Annotated in this window: 9 protein-coding genes; 7 read left to right on the top strand and 2 right to left on the bottom strand. The window is 70.2% G+C overall.

Annotated elements, in window-relative coordinates; translation table 11 throughout:
• Positions 1-220: 220 nt before the first annotated feature.
• The 6 genes from ACYVO6_RS22160 to ACYVO6_RS22135 all read left to right on the top strand — a co-directional run bounded on the left by ACYVO6_RS22160 (position 221) and on the right by ACYVO6_RS22135 (position 12,187).
• The gene (locus ACYVO6_RS22160; RefSeq protein ID WP_461063675.1) at positions 221-1,096 is read left to right on the top strand and encodes a hypothetical protein; all 876 of its coding nucleotides are present in this window, start codon (positions 221-223) and stop codon (positions 1,094-1,096) included.
• A gap of 78 nt (positions 1,097-1,174) precedes the next feature.
• Positions 1,175-1,483, top strand: a complete 309-nt coding sequence (locus ACYVO6_RS22155) for a hypothetical protein (RefSeq protein WP_461063673.1) — start codon at positions 1,175-1,177, stop codon at positions 1,481-1,483.
• A gap of 374 nt (positions 1,484-1,857) precedes the next feature.
• Positions 1,858-5,730 carry a BREX-2 system ATPase PglY gene (gene pglY / locus ACYVO6_RS22150; protein WP_461063795.1) on the top strand — a complete coding sequence of 1,291 codons (3,873 nt, stop codon included), beginning with the start codon at positions 1,858-1,860 and terminating at the stop codon, positions 5,728-5,730.
• Positions 5,727-8,639, top strand: a complete 2,913-nt coding sequence (pglZ, locus tag ACYVO6_RS22145) for a BREX-2 system phosphatase PglZ (RefSeq protein ID WP_461063671.1) — start codon at positions 5,727-5,729, stop codon at positions 8,637-8,639. Before pglY ends, pglZ begins: the two co-directional genes overlap by 4 nt.
• A gap of 30 nt (positions 8,640-8,669) precedes the next feature.
• Positions 8,670-10,010, top strand: a complete 1,341-nt coding sequence (gene brxD / locus ACYVO6_RS22140; RefSeq protein ID WP_461063669.1) for a BREX system ATP-binding protein BrxD — start codon at positions 8,670-8,672, stop codon at positions 10,008-10,010.
• Positions 10,010-12,187, top strand: coding sequence for a DEAD/DEAH box helicase (locus tag ACYVO6_RS22135; RefSeq protein WP_461063667.1), 2,178 nt, complete (start codon positions 10,010-10,012; stop codon positions 12,185-12,187). The genes brxD and ACYVO6_RS22135 overlap by 1 nt, the downstream gene beginning before the upstream one ends.
• A gap of 122 nt (positions 12,188-12,309) precedes the next feature.
• Here the strand turns inward: ACYVO6_RS22135 and ACYVO6_RS22130 are convergent, their stop codons facing one another.
• Positions 12,310-12,915 (bottom strand): hypothetical protein, encoded by a 606-nt coding sequence (locus ACYVO6_RS22130; protein ID WP_461063665.1) that lies wholly within the window; start codon positions 12,913-12,915, stop codon positions 12,310-12,312.
• Positions 12,916-13,148: 233 nt separating this feature from the next.
• Between ACYVO6_RS22130 and ACYVO6_RS22125 the strand changes: the two genes are divergently transcribed.
• Positions 13,149-13,430, top strand: a complete 282-nt coding sequence (locus tag ACYVO6_RS22125; protein ID WP_461063663.1) for a hypothetical protein — start codon at positions 13,149-13,151, stop codon at positions 13,428-13,430.
• A gap of 60 nt (positions 13,431-13,490) precedes the next feature.
• On the opposite strand, the gene ACYVO6_RS22120 is transcribed toward ACYVO6_RS22125, so the two are convergent.
• Entirely contained in the window at positions 13,491-13,928 is a 438-nt protein-coding gene (locus tag ACYVO6_RS22120) for an ATP-binding protein (protein WP_461063661.1), read from the bottom strand.
• Between the last annotated feature and the right edge of the window lie 102 nt (positions 13,929-14,030).

Raw genomic sequence — 14,030 nt, 5'->3', positions numbered from 1 at the left:
GCCCTGGCGCCTTGCTCACCGGGTGTCGCGCCGGCGCAGGCTGCCACGGCGATCAACGTCCGCTCAGAGGGGCTCGGTTCGCGACGGCGGTCGCCTTCTCGGGCGACGATCGACATCGTGATGGACCCAGCCCGCGCGCCACCGTCACTCACATCACGAGGCCTCAACGGAGCTGACACAGTCCGGCCCTTGGAGCGCGGAGTTACTGTAGGTTCCTGCTATGAAACAGGGCAAAGGGATCGAGAACCCCGAATCGCGCTTCTCCGCGGTGCTGGTGAGCGCAGCAAAGCTTCCGGGTGTGCGTATCAACAGGGAGGCGTACCTCCGAAGTGCGCTGGCTCGCCAATGCTCCGAGGACGACATCCGAAGAGCGATAGAAGAGACCCCCGCCGCGGCGGGCATCACTGTCGAGGTTCTCGACAAGGTGGCCAACGACTCCATCCGCTACGAAACCGCCAAGGTCAGCGCTCTCTCCGCCGCTGCCGGCATACCCGGCATCATCGCCCTTCCCGCCACTGTGCTCGCCGACATGGCCCAGAACTTCGGCCACATGCTGCGTATCGCGCAGAAACTCGCGTACCTCTACAGCTGGCCCGATCTGTTCTCCGACGACGGCGATGACGTCGATGACGCGACCATGGGGGTGCTCACGCTGTTCTTCGGCGTGATGTTCGGCACCCAGTCGGCGAACGCCGCAGTAGGGAAAGTTGCGGGGATGATGGCGGAGCAGGTCGCCAAGAAGCTGCCCCAGAAGGCACTCACCCATGGGGTCATCTACCCCATAGTGAAAAAAGTCGCGGGCTACCTCGGTGTCAGGATGACGACGCAGTCCTTCGCGACGACCGTCTCGAAGGCCATCCCTCTCGTAGGGGCTGCTGTCTCTGGCGGGCTCACTCTTGCGACCTACCTTCCGATGGCCAAGAGGCTCAAGAGGCACCTCTCCAGCCTGCCACTGGCGGAACCGTCGCACCGAGTGATGGATGGGGAAGTCGTGGACGGCGAAGTCGTGGAAGACCACGGACCTTTCACCACAGCACACCCTGATCAGCACGGCGCGGACGCCACTGCCATCAAGCTGGAGGAACCTCAGTCCTGACACCGCAAGCGCACTCCTGAATGCCGAAGGGGTGGCCGATGCGGCGGGCGTCCTCGTCAACGCCGGGGCGGTGATCTGTTGGCACGAGGGATCGCTCGTCATCTCGCCTCGCTGATCACAGCGAACCGCGAATACCCGTCGGAGCACCGGACACCTGGGGCGGGCCAGTGTGACGATCTCCCGGTCGAAGAATTCGTAGAATCCCTCACCACGCTCATAAAGCGCATCGAATCCGTGGAGGCGTTCGTCCGACCCGATGAGGAGGGGATCGCGCTGATGGCCGACGTCGTCGAGCGGCGGGAACGCGGCCTGGGCCCCGAACATCCCTTCACGGTCGCGAGCCGACAACTGCCGGACGCCTACCGGTCAGGGCGATGGCGGCCGTAGTGCTTACGGCGGGACGGGAGCGGCCCGCACGGACGGTGCGCGAGGGTATAGGGCACGGGGTCGATGGGAGTACGGATGTAGGGTGCTATGCGCAGGCCATACGGGTGACGTTCAGTACGAGGGGGACGAAGAGTGCAGACGCCGCCAACCCGTCTGACCTGACCCGGCCGACGCCGTGAGCGTCGTTCCCGTCCGGTCACCGCATGACCAGTTCCGTCCTCGCCACCGGCCAGGACAGCCGGCCCGCCGCACCGGCCATCCGTACCCCTGAGCCCCGCCCCATCCCTCGGACCGGCCTCGGGCCTCGGCGGCGGACCCCGCACGACACCGAGTACGAGCAGCACCGACCACCGTCAGGGAGAGCGAGACCCGCAATGGCCCAGCCGCCCCTCCTCCGCGATGTCATCGACATCAAGGAGTCCATCTCCACCTCGGACTTCGTGCTGTCCCTCGCCGAGGCGACGACCCCCGAGGGCGCCCAGCACGCGCTCAAGGACTACGTCGTCACCGAGCGGCTGCTGGAGAACTTCGACGAGGCGCTGGACCTCATCAAGTCCGCGCTCGACGGCCACCGCTCCAAGGCGGCGTACCTGCACGGCTCGTTCGGTTCCGGTAAGTCGCACTTCATGGCCGTGCTGTACGCGCTGCTCAGCGGCGACCCTGCCGCCCGCTCCCGTACCGAGTTCGACCCGGTGCTGACCAAGCACGAGTGGCTGAGCACGGACGGCAAGAAGTTCCTGCTCGTGCCGTACCACATGCTCGGCGCGAAGGCGCTCGAACAGCGGGTGCTCGGCGGGTACGTGCACCACGTCAAGAAGCTGCACCCGGAGGCGCCGATCCCGCAGGTGTACCGGACCGACTCCCTCTTCGCCGACATCCGTTCCATGCGCGCCAACATGGGCGACGAGGCGGTCATCCGCGGCCTGGGCACGAGCGAAGGGGACGACGAGGAGGACGAGTGGGGCGAGGGCTTCGCCTGGACCCCCCAGCTCCTCGACACCGCGCTCGCCGCCGAGGAGAACCACGAGGGGGGCACCCCTCTCAACCTCCGTAACCCCTCCACCCCGGCCGAGCTGCGGGCCAAGCTGGTCAACGACGCCAGCACCAATCTCCTCCCCGGCTTCGCCAAGAACGCCGTCGAGAACGAGCACGGTTTCATCTCCCTCGACGCCGGCCTGTCCGTCATCGCCGAGCACGCCAAGTCGCTCGGCTACGACGGACTGATCCTGTTCCTGGACGAGCTGATCCTCTGGCTCGCCACCCTCATCCACGAGCAGAAGTTCGTCGCCCGCGAGGCCAGCAAGATCACGAACTTCGTGGAGGGCGGTGACGCCCGTCGCGCCATCCCCGTCGTGTCGTTGATCGCCCGCCAGCGCGACCTGCGTGAGCTGGTCGGCGAGGAGGTGTCCGGCGCGGCGGAAGCCTCCATCCAGGACACCCTGAACCTGGCCTCCGGACGGTTCGACAAGATCACCCTGGAGGACCGCAACCTCCCGCAGATCGCCCACGCCCGCCTCCTCAAACCGAAGGACGAAGAGGCAGCCAAGCTGGTCGACGCGGCCTTCGAGCAGACCAAGCGGGTCGGCTCCCAGGTGTGGGACACCCTGCTCGGCTCGGAGAAGGGCACGACCGGTGCGGACGCGGAGTCGTTCCGGCTGACGTACCCGTTCTCGCCGGCGTTCATGGACACCCTCGTCCACATCTCGTCCGCGTTGCAGCGCTCCCGCACCGGTCTGAAGCTGATGGGCGAGCTCCTCGCCGACCACCGCAACGAGATCCGCCTCGGGCAGCTGATCCCCGTCGGCGACCTCTACCCGGTGATCGCGGAGGGCGGCGACAAGCCGTTCACCGACAGCCTGAAGGTCGTCTTCGAGGCCGCCGACAAGCTGTACAAGACCAAGCTTCGGCCGTACCTGCTCAGTTCGTACGACATCACCGAGGACGACGTCGAGCAGTACCTCAACCGGCCGGACGCCATCACCGACCCCCAACGCGCCAATCGCTGCCGCATGTTCCTCGGCGACAACCGGCTCGTATGCACCCTGCTGCTGTCCGCGCTCGCGCCCAGCGTGCCCTCCCTGTCCGAGCTGACCATCCGGCGGCTCGGCGCGCTCAACCACGGGTCGGTCCTCGCGCCCATCCCGGGCGCCGAGGTCGGCATCATCAAGAACAAGGTCGCCGAGTGGGCCGCCCGGTTCCCCGAGATCAAGGAGACCGGCACCGACGCCAACCCCGGCGTACGGCTGGAGCTGTCCGGCGTCGACGTGGACTCCGTCATCGCCAACGCCCAGGTCAACGACAACCCCGGCAACCGGGTCGCGCTCGCCCGCCGCCTGCTGTCCGAGGAACTGGGCGTCGAACACGGCCAGTTGAGCGACCAGCTCAGCTTCGTGTGGCGCGGCACCGCCCGCACCGCCGAGATCGTCTTCGGGAACGTCGCCGACGAGGACGAGCTGCCCGACCACGACCTGATGCCGCAGGAGGACGGCCGCTGGCGTATCGCCATAGACCTCCCCTTCGACGAAGGGGAGTGGGGCCCCGTCGAGGACGTCAACCGGATCCGGCGGCTGCGCGAGCGCCAGCAGGGCGAGCGGTCCCGTACCGTCGCCTGGCTGCCCGCGCACCTGTCCGCGCAGCGCTTCGCCGACTTCCGGCGTCTCGTCGTCATCGACAAGGCCCTCGCCGACGAGCACCGCTTCGACACCCAGTACGCAGGCCACCTCAACGCCGACAACCGCAGCCGCGCCAAGGGCCTCCTCGAAACCCAGCGGGAGGCTCTGCTCAAGCAGGTCAAGGGCGCCTTCAAGCAGGCGTACGGACTCGCCCAGAAGCAGGCAGCCGACGTCGTGCCCGACTTCGACGACCACCTCGTGGCGCTGCCCGACGTCGACGGCCTCACCCTGTCCTTCGGGCAGAGCCTGCACGACGGCATCCGGCACGTCGCGGGGAAGCTGCTCGCCCACCAGTACCCGGCGCATCCCGACCTTGACCCCGACGCGACCGAAACCGCCGTCAAGCCTACCGACACCCGCAAGGTGTTCACCCACGTACGGGCCGCCGCCGAGGCCCGCGACGGGCGGGTGGAGGTCCCGGCCGCCGACCGCAAGCTCATGCAGCGGATCGCCGGGCCGCTGCGCCTCGGGCAGCAGAAGGAGGCGTACTTCGAGCTGTCCCGCTACTGGGCCGACCACTTCCGCCAGCTCGCCAGCGCCCAGGGTGTCACCGGGGACCTGTCCCTGATCACGCTGACCGACTGGACGGACAAGCCCGACCCGCGCGGCCTGCCCGACTTCCTCGCCCGGCTCGTCGTCGCGGCCTTCGCCGAGATGGACGACCGGGTGTGGGTGCGCGGCGGCTCCGTCCTCGACCCCGCGCCCGAACTGTCCGCGATCAAGGACCACGACGCGCTGCGCAGCCAGCCGCTGCCCGCCGAGTCGGACTGGGACACCGCACGGCAGCGCTTCGAGACGGTCTTCGGGCAGAAGCCGCCCGCCCTGCGGCGCGGCCGCATGGTCAACCAGTTCGCCCGCCAGATCATCGAGGGTGCCCGCGCCCACCGGGACCACGCGGCCGACCTGGTGCACCAGTTGGAGGCCCACGCCTCTTTCCTCGGCCTCGACCAGACCGCCGACACCGGACGGCTCGCCCTCGCCCGCCGCTCCCTGGAACTGCTGGACGCGCTCACGGCGGAGGCCGGTAAGGGCGCGGCCGGGGCGAAGAAGACCGTGGAGGCCCTCGCCTCCTTCGACCTGGGCGAGACCAGCGCCGACCGGTACGGCACCTCCATCAAGCAGGCCCGCAGCGTCGCGGAGGCCGTCGCCTCCGCGCCCTGGAGCACCCTGGAACTCGCCGCCGGACTCGGCCCCGAGGGCGAGGCGCTGCTCGACTCGCTGCGCAACGTGGCCCGCGACGACCAGCGGACCGCGAACCTGCGCGACGCCCTGGCCCGCACCCAGCGCGAGGTCGTCGCCCTGGTCAAGCGCAGCCAGGCCGCCGCTCAGCCGCCCGCGTCCGTCACGTCCCAGCCCACGGCCGACGACCAGGACCTGGGCACTCCGACGAGCGACCCGCGGATCCCCTTCACCCCACAGGAGACGCCCTCCTCGGGGAGTGGCACCGCGCGGAAGTCCGGATTCCGCCGTACGACCGTGGCACGGGCCTCCGCCGACATCCAGGCGGAACTGTCCGAACTGGCCGCCCGCCACCCCGACGCGACCATCGAGATCACCTGGCAGGTTGTCGAATGACGGACACCGTCGCTGCCGCCCCGGGCGCCGTCCGGCTCAACACCGCGACCGTCACCCAGTACCTGTCCTCGCAGTCGCACCTTGCCGCATCCCTGACGGGGGAGGACGGGCGGCGCCGGATCGTCCTGTTGCGGTCCACGCCCCAGTGGGACGGCCCCGCCGAACCCGCCTGGGGCGAGGGCCGAACCGCCGGTGTCGCGGTGGCCACCTCTCCGCTCGCCGTCCACGAACTCGTCCTCGACCACCTGGCGGGCCGTCGCCCCGGCCCCGCCGTCCTGGTCGTCCTCACCGACCGCGAGCAGAACGAACTCGACCCGGCGATCCTCGCCCGCGTCCACAAGCTGCGCATCGACACGGTCGACAGCTGGGACGTCGTCCGCGAGGCGTTCGGCGCCCGGCAGATCGACCCCCGGCTCAAGGACGTCAACTGGGCCGCCGAAGCCCTGCTCGACGCCACCCCGCCCGGCGGCTGGCCGTCCGTGCCCGGCGGCTGGCTGTCCCGGCAGTACGCCCTCATGGCGCTCGCCCAGCGCCGCCTGCGCCTCGGCCGCTACGACACCGAGGGCGGCACGCGACGCCCGGGCGACGACCGGCTCGACGCCCAGAGCCTGCTGCACTGGTCGACCCGGCCCGGCGCTCCCGAACGGCTGCTGGGACTGCGCGGCCCCGAGCGCACCGGACTGACCGACTTCCTCGGTGAGGAGGACCAGGCGGGCCTCGCCGGACGCGCCCTGCTCGCCCTCGTGGACGCCGAACGCGGCGCGGACGCCGCCGCCTTCGGCCTCGTATGCGCGGCACTGTGGCAGCACGCCGAGCCCGCCCCCGAGACGTACCAGGCCCGGGGCCGCGCCGAACGCTACTTCGGCGACCAGCCCCCGGCGGTCGGCGAACAGCTCGACGCCCTGGTGACCGTCTTCGGCCGGGCCGCCGAGGAGTACGTGACCACGCTGCTGGCAGCCGGACACCGTACGGGCGGCGGCGACGCCGACCAGGTCCGCGAGGCACGCCGTACCACCGGCACCGTGCTCGACCGGGCGGCCGTGCTGGCCCGCCAGTTCGGCGCGGAGCGGGCCGTCGCGGCGAGCCCCGTCCTGCGCGGCGGACTCGAGGCCCGGTTCACCGCCGTCGGACAGGCCCTCGCGGCGGGCGACACGGGAGCGGTGGCGGACGCCGTCCGGCGCCTGGAGGACCATCGGCTCGCCACCGAACCGGAGGACTCCGCGCGCATCGAACGCGCCCGCATGGGACAGCGCCTCGCCCGCTGGCTGGCCACCGACCCGCCCGCCGAATCGCCCACCGTCGCCGACGCCATAGCGCGCCACGTCGCCGAGACCGGCTGGACCGACCTCGCCCTGGAACACATCGAGGCCGGTGGCGACCCGGACCCCGTCCTCAAGGCCGCGTACGACACCCTCGGCACGCGCGTCAGGGACCGGCGGCGGGAGATCGACGCGGCCTTCGCGCGCTCGCTGGCCACCTGGACGGAGGCCGGCACCCAGCCCGGCAGCATGCTCACCGTCGAGACCTTCCTCGACCGCGTGGTCGGACCGGTCGTGCGACGCGGGGAGGAGCGGCGAGTGCTGATGCTCGTCCTCGACGGCATGAGCGCGGCCATAGCGAACGAACTCGGCGAGGAACTGCGCGCCTCCTGGGCGGAGTTCGACCCGCTGCCCGAGGGTGCCCCGCATCGTCGGGCGATGGCAGCCGCACTGCCCACCCTGACGGCGGTGTCCCGAACCTCACTCTTCGCGGGCACCCTGATGAAGGGCACCCAGGCCGACGAGAAGCGGCTCTTCCCCACGCTCAAGCTGTGGGGTGGCGCCCCTGCCGCCGTCTTCCACAAGGACGACCTGCGCACCGAGACCGCGGGCGACACCTTCGGCCCGGCGCTCACGGAGGCGCTCACCGACGGCAGGACCCATGTCGCCGTCGTCCTCAACGCCATCGACGACCGGCTCGGCAAGGAACAGAAGCTGGGAGACGGGACCTGGCGGGTGGATGACGTACCCGGTCTGCGCGACCTGCTGCGGGTGGCGGTGGAGCAGGGCATGGCAGTCATCGTCACCAGCGACCACGGCCACGTGGTCGACCGGCACGGCACGAAGGTTGGCACCGCCACCGACCCCGCGTCCGCGCGGCACCGCCTGCCAGGCGGCGGCCCGCTCGCCGAACGGGAGATCGCCCTCTCCGGACGGCGCGTGGTGTGGCCCGAACCCGGCGCGTCCATCGTTGCGCTGTGGGATGCGGACTCCCGCTACACCGCACTCAAGGCCGGTTACCACGGCGGGGCCTCCCTCGCCGAGTTCACCATTCCAGTGCTCGCCTTCCTGCCGTTCAGCGCGGAACCGCCCAAGGGGTGGCGGGAGTTGGGGGATCAGCGGCCGGTCTGGTGGGCTCCGGAGGAGGTCGCAAGGCCGCTGCCGGGAGAGCGTACGGCTCAGGCGGTCGGCGTGGCTCCCGCAGCCGCCTCCCCGAAGAAGACGACCGCGAAGGCCCAGAAGCAGCAGGCGGAACTCGCTCGGACGCACGACGCTCTCTTCGACGTCGAGCTGACTCCCGGAGGCGACGACGCCCTGCTCACCCCGACCCTCTTCTCCCGGACCGAAGCGCTCGTGAAGGCACTGCTCGACTCGGAGACGTACCAGGCGCAGCTCGGCGGGCTGGCCCGCAAGCCCCAGCAGGAGCAGGTCCACAAGGCGCTCGCCGCCCTGCTCGACGCGGGCGGCACCCTGCCCGTGACCGCACTCGCCCAGCGCGCGGGCATGCCCACCACGCGGGGCGACGGCTTCGCCGCGGTCCTGCGGCAGCTCCTCAACTACGACGGCGTACAGGTACTGGAAACCTTGGCCGACGGGCGTACCTTGCGGCTGAATCGCGAACTCCTTCGCATGCAGTTCGCCATCGACTGACCGCACCGGACCGGATGGGAAACTGGCAAGGTGATCGAGAACCGCACGACTTCCGTCTCCGCCGCGCGTCGCCGCACCGTCATCGACGCCTTGCGGCGCGGAGCCGTACCGGAGAGCGGGCTCGATCTGCTCGCCACCGGACTCGACCGGTTCGAGGGGGCGCTCGACGCGGAGCTGGAGGCGGTGTCGTCGGGTGGCTCGGTGTTCAAGGCCGTACGAGGTGAGTACGGGTCGGGCAAGACGTTCTTCACCCGGTGGCTGGGGGAGCGGGCCAAGCGCCGTAACTTCGCCGTGGCCGAGATCCAGATCTCGGAGACCGAGACCCCCCTGCACAAGCTGGAGACCGTCTACCGGCGGCTCACCGAACGCCTCACCACGGCGAGCTTCCCGCCCAGCGCGCTGCGGCCGGTGATCGACGCCTGGTTCTACGCGCTGGAGGAGGACTCCCTCGCCGCGGGTGCCACCGAGGACGAGCTGCCTCAGGAGGTGGAGAAGCTGCTCGTGGCGCGGCTCGCCGAGGTGTCCCGGCACGCGCCGTCCTTCGCCGCCGCGCTGCGGGGCTACCGCGCTGCCCTCGCCGAGGGCGACGAGGCGACGGCCGCGGCGGTGATGGCATGGCTGGGCGGGCAGCCGCACGTCGCCGCCTCCGCACGCCGGGCCGCGGGGGTACGCGGCGACCTCGACCACTTCGGTGCCTTCGGCTTCCTGCAGGGACTGCTCACCGTGCTGCGCGACTCCGGGCACGCGGGCCTCTTTGTCGTACTCGACGAGGTGGAAACCCTTCAGCGAGTGCGTTCGGACGCTCGCGACAAGGCACTCAACGCCCTCAGGCAGCTCATCGACGAAGTGCACTCCGGGCGCTTCCCCGGCCTGTACCTCGTGATCACCGGAACGCCCGCGTTCTACGACGGGCAGCAGGGCGTCCAGCGGCTCGCGCCGCTCGCCCAGCGCCTCGCCACCGACTTCACGACCGACCCGCGCTTCGACAATCCCCGTGCCGTGCAGCTCAGGCTCTCCGGCTTCACACAGGAGTCGCTGGTGAGCCTCGGCGTCACCATCCGGGAGCTGTACGCGGCCGGGGCCGAGTCACCCGAGCGGATCGAGGCCGTCGTCGACGACACCTACGTCGCCGATCTCGCCAGGGCCGTCGGCGGGGCACTCGGAGGGAAGGTCGGTGTGGCGCCCCGGCTGTTCCTGAAGAAACTCGTCGGGGACGTACTCGACCGCGTCGACCAGTTCGAGGACTTCGACCCGCGACGGCACTACAAACTCACCGTCGCGAGCAGTGAACTCACCGATGTGGAACGGAACCTGGCAGCCGCGGTGTCGGGCTCTGCTCCCTCCGCCGATGACATCGAGCTGGATGTGTGATGACCGCCGACGGCAGCGGACCCGACATCCTCGAACGACTCGACCCCGTCGTCCTGCACCACATCGTCAACACCCTGGGCTGGCCCGACCTGCGCCCCCTGCAACGCGAGGCGATCGCACCGCTCATGGACGGCGAGGACGCCGTGCTGCTCGCGCCGACGGCCGGCGGAAAGACCGAGGCGGCCTGCTTCCCGATGCTGTCCGCCATGACGCAGCACAAGTGGACCGGCACCTCCGTGCTGTACCTGTGCCCTCTCAAGGCGCTGCTCAACAACCTGGTCACGCGCGTCGATTCGTACGCACAGTGGCTGGGGCGGCGAGCGGCCCTCTGGCACGGCGACACCAAGCAGTCGCAGCGGCAGCGCATCCGCACCGAACCACCTGACATCCTGCTCACCACGCCGGAGTCCCTCGAAGCCATGCTGATCGGCGTCAAGACCGACCATGCGCGCCTGTTGGGCACCGTGCGAGCCGTCGTCGTGGACGAGGTGCACGCCTTCGCGGGCGACGACCGGGGCTGGCATCTGCTCGCCGTACTGGAACGGCTGGAGCGGGTCACCGGACGGCCCATCCAGCGGATCGGATTGTCGGCGACGGTCGGCAACCCCCAGCACTTGCTCAACTGGCTGCAAGGGGCTGGACAAGGGAAGCGGCCGGGCCGGGTCATCGCTCCTGACGTCCTCGGAATTACCCGCGCGCCCCAGTCCGCCGACAGCGCCTCCGCCGAGGAGACGCCCCGGCCCGCGGGCGAGGTGGAACTCGACTATGTGGGGTCACTGGAGAACGCCGCCAAACTGGTCAGCGCACTTCACCGAGGCGAGAAGCGTCTCGTCTTCTGTGAATCACGCCGACAGGTCGAAGAGCTCGGCGCGGCACTGCGGGCGCGCGAGGTGACCGTCTTCCTCTCTCACGCCTCCCTCTCCGCCGATGAACGCGCTCGCTCGGAGCAAGCGTTCGCCGAAGCGCGGGACTGCGTCATCGTCTCCACCTCCACGCTGGAACTTGGCATCGACGTAGGTGACTTGGACCGCGTCATCCAGATCGACTCGCCCGCGAGTGTCGCCTCCTTCTTGCAGCGCATCGGACGAACCGGTCGCCGCGCCGACACCGTACGCAACTGTCTTTTCCTCACCACGCGCGAGGAGACCCTGTTGCAGGCAGCCGGTCTGCTCCTGCTGTGGGCGCGCGGCTGGGTCGAGCCGGTGAACGCGCCGCCCGAGCCCCGGCACCTCGTTGCGCAGCAGCTCCTCGCCGTGACCCTGCAACAGCACAAGCTCGGCGACCAGCTCTGGCCTCAGCAGTGGAACGGGCTCGCTCCCTTCGACCGTTCGGCTGCGCCCATCCTGCGCCACCTGCGCGACGAGGGTTTCCTCGACGAGGACGGCGGACTGCTGTTCGTCGGGCCCGAGGCGGAACGCCGCTTCGGGAAGCGGCACTTCATTGAACTGACCGCGTCCTTCACCGCGCCGCCGCAGTTCACCGTCCTCTCCGGGCGCACGGAGATCGGCAGGACCGACCCGACCGTACTCACCGAGGAACGGCCGGGGCCCAGACGGCTGCTCCTGGGCGGGCGCAGCTGGCAGGTCACCTTCGTGGACTGGACCCGCAAGCGGGTCTTCGTCGAACCCGCGGACGGCGGTGGCGTCGCCAAGTGGATGAACGGCGGCATCGCCGGACTGTCGTACGCGCTGACGCGCGCCATGCGCGAAGTGCTGCTCGGCGCCGACCCGCCCGTGTCGGTCACCCGCCGCGCCGAGGCGTGCCTCACCGAGCAACGCGAGGCCGACGGGCCGGACACCGTCCACCCCGGCGGGACGCTGGTGACGCGGGTCGGTGACGACGTGCGCTGGTGGACCTGGGCCGGATACCGGGCCAACGCCACCCTCGCCGCCACTCTGCCGTCGATCGCCGACCCCGTACAGCGGCCGAGTGACTGTTGGCTGCGGCTCCGCGAAGACCTGACAACGGATGCTTGGCGCGTAGCCCGAGAGAGCGCGGGCGAGGGGCTCGTCCTGCCCGACGTCGACAGGCGTGCCGTGCGTGGACTCAAATTCTCGGCCGCGCTCCCGGAACGACTCGCCATCGCCACGGTCGCGGCCCGGCTCGCGGACTTCGAGGGGGCGCGGGCCGCCCTCGCGGAACCCGTCCGCTTTCACCACATGGGCGAAGCCGGCTGAGTGAGCTCACCTGGGCGCTCTATGAGCAGCGGGAAGCAATCGGTCTCCGCCCAGTTGGTGCTCGGGACGGCCGGGTGGAGCCGCCCGCCTCGCCTCTGCAGGACGGGCGGCTCGGGCAGGGCTCAGTAGAGCTTGTTGACAGCCGTCACCGTGGTCGCCTTGAAGTCCGCGACCTGCGCATGTTCGAAGGTGCCCATCTGCGCCCACCGGACGTAGGTCACGGTCCTGCCGTCCCGGCCCACCGAGAACAGGCTGACGTCGGAGGAGCCCCAGTCGGAGACGGTGTGCAGGCCGTGGACGGTCGCGCTCTCCTCGACGTCGATTTTGCCGTAGTTCTTCTCGGTCGCCGTGAGGTCGGGAGTCTCCTCCATGAGCCGCTCGGCACAGTCGGCGATCTTCTGGCGCAGCAGGGCGGCGAACGCCTTGGCCCGCTGCTCACTGCGCTCCACCACGGTGACCTGGAACGCGTTGGTGTCGTACTCGGTCCAGTACTCACGGTGGCTGGAGATGGACGGCAGCGCCTCCCCGACGCAGACCGGCGGGTGCTCGGGCTGCCCGGCGACGACCGGACCGGCGTACCAGGGCGACGTCGGGTGCGGCGGCAGCTCACCCGGTTCCAGGAACCGGGGAGAGCCCGCAGCCATCGCCGGGGCGGCAGCCAGAGTGAGTACGGCCCCGGTGGCCAGCGCGGCCAGCGCAAGCCGGGTACCGCGGATGCGGACGTTCATGATTCCCCCATGCGTTGTGTGTCGAGACGACCGGATGCGGAAGGAGGGGACGCGCTCGTGCGGCCCGCCAAGAACCTTCCGGTCATGACGTCTCGTAAGACTCATTAAGGTGCTCTTCCGTTGCTCTGCACTCTTGCTGCAGATATGCAACGAATGTCACCGGACGGCAACGGAGCACCGCGTTCTCCCGTGCCCCGGAGCGATTCAGTCCGCTGTTAGGGTGCCGCGCAGAAGTGGAGTACGAGGCGGGGGCGTTGAATATCGGCCGGTACCGGATCACAGACGTTGCGGACATGCCGCCTGCGTTGGCGACGGTCTTGGGGGTGATCGTGATCGCCCTTATCGTCGGGTTGGTGTGGGCACTGATGTGGCTACCGGACCACACGAAGCTCAGGAGTCCGGCCGCACGCGAGCGCGCGAAGCGCCGCAAGGAAAGCCAGAAGCGACAGAAGGAGCTGCGCTCGCGGCGGGAGTCCCTGCAGCGCAAGGCAGCCCGGCGCGAAGACACGACATAGCAGCGCTCACCCTTGGCGGACCGGGGAAGTCTCCCCAACTGACCTGCTGGCGTGAGGACTTCAGCCGGACCGCGAACCCACCTCGGCCCATACGGTCTTGCCGCTCGGCGCATACGGCCCCGTGCCCCAGCGGTCGGCCAGCGCGGCGACCAGGAGCAGGCCGCGGCCGGACTCGTCGTCCGGTCGCGGTTCCGGAGGGAGTGCGGGCAGCTTCTCGCCGCGGGTGTCGGTGACCTCGATGCGTACGACGCCCGTCGCCTCGTCGAGCGTGAGGGTGAGCCTGAAGTCCCGGCCCCGTACGTGCCCGTGCAGCGCGGCGTTGGCCGCGAGTTCGGCGACGATCTGCTCGGCGCGTTCGGTGACAGCCGGTGATACGGGCCAGGTGCGGAGTTCTTCGACGGCGAGCAGTCGGGCGAGGCGGGCTCCGCGGCGGGTGGAGGACAGGCGCTGCGCGAACGTGCGTACGGTGGAAGGCAGTTGGGGTGTGGTCGCGTTCATGGGGCCACGGTGGCGGCCGGGCGGGGGTGTGCGCCAGCGGCTCGCCCCGTACGGTGCGTCAGCGTACGGGCACATTCGGTGGACGGTACGCGGATCTTTCCG

The organism is Streptomyces pseudoechinosporeus, assembly GCF_054783935.1.
The sequence above is the reverse complement of the archived record's forward strand: the minus strand, read 5'-3'. Positions and strand labels throughout refer to the sequence as shown.

What these genes read in the sequence shown, in the direction of transcription:
- ACYVO6_RS22160 (WP_461063675.1), top strand. Translation starts at nt 221, where the DNA reads ATGAAACAGGGCAAAGGGATCGAGAACCCCGAATCGCGCTTCTCCGCG.
- pglY (WP_461063795.1), top strand. Translation starts at nt 1,858, where the DNA reads ATGGCCCAGCCGCCCCTCCTCCGCGATGTCATCGACATCAAGGAGTCC.
- pglZ (WP_461063671.1), top strand. Translation starts at nt 5,727, where the DNA reads ATGACGGACACCGTCGCTGCCGCCCCGGGCGCCGTCCGGCTCAACACC.
- ACYVO6_RS22135 (WP_461063667.1), top strand. Translation starts at nt 10,010, where the DNA reads ATGACCGCCGACGGCAGCGGACCCGACATCCTCGAACGACTCGACCCC.
- ACYVO6_RS22130 (WP_461063665.1), bottom strand. Translation starts at nt 12,915, where the DNA reads ATGAACGTCCGCATCCGCGGTACCCGGCTTGCGCTGGCCGCGCTGGCC.
- ACYVO6_RS22120 (WP_461063661.1), bottom strand. Translation starts at nt 13,928, where the DNA reads ATGAACGCGACCACACCCCAACTGCCTTCCACCGTACGCACGTTCGCG.